The 687-nt window shown below is 39.2% G+C and carries 1 protein-coding gene; it reads left to right on the forward strand.

Going from position 1 to position 687, the window contains the following annotated elements; all coding sequences use genetic code 11:
- Nucleotides 1-107 precede the first annotated feature (107 nt).
- Nucleotides 108-687 (forward strand): hypothetical protein (locus ACFIK0_RS09470; protein ID WP_375663921.1); only part of this gene is annotated, 580 nt, incomplete at its 3' end.

Genomic DNA, 687 nt, shown 5'->3' on the forward strand with positions numbered 1-687 from the left:
CCTTTTTAGGGGAAAGCATAGCAACGGACTTAACGCCGTGTTTTGAGCGCCCGGCGCCTTTATAAGGTGTCAATTTCAAAACTTTTTACGTTAAGAAAGAATTTCCAATGAAAAAATACGAATTTACCAATGAAAAATTCACTTTTGATGGTCTTACTTTACACCGCATTCGTGCTCTAAGAGATTTCGATGATGTTAAGGCGGGGGACCTCGGCGGTTTTATTGAAAATGAAAGTAACTTATCCCATGATGGCAATTGCTGGGTCTATGATAATGCCGCGGTTCTTTTCGATGCAACTGTTTATGAAAATGCTAAAATTTATAATGATGCTAAAATCTTTAGAGGTGCCAAGGTGTATGGCAATGCTATCGTCAATGGCAAGGCATTGGTTTTTGATACAACCGCTCATATTTATGATAATGCAAAAATTCATGATAACGCTAAGGTCTGTGGGCATGTTTATGGTTATGCCGTAATTAGTGATAATGCTACTATTTCTAATGGTGCCAAGGTTTATGACAATGCCCGTGTCTATGAAAGTGCCTATGTTTGTGGCTATATTTTTGGCAATGCCCATGTGTATGGCAAGTCACGGGTTTATGTCTGGGCGCGGGTTTATGATAATGCCCATGTTTTTTGTAATGCTTGGATTAAGGATTATTCAAGTATCTATGGTCATGCCAAGG

Source organism: Bartonella sp. CL63NXGY, assembly GCF_042194905.1.
In the GTDB taxonomy this organism is placed as follows: domain Bacteria; phylum Pseudomonadota; class Alphaproteobacteria; order Rhizobiales; family Rhizobiaceae; genus Bartonella.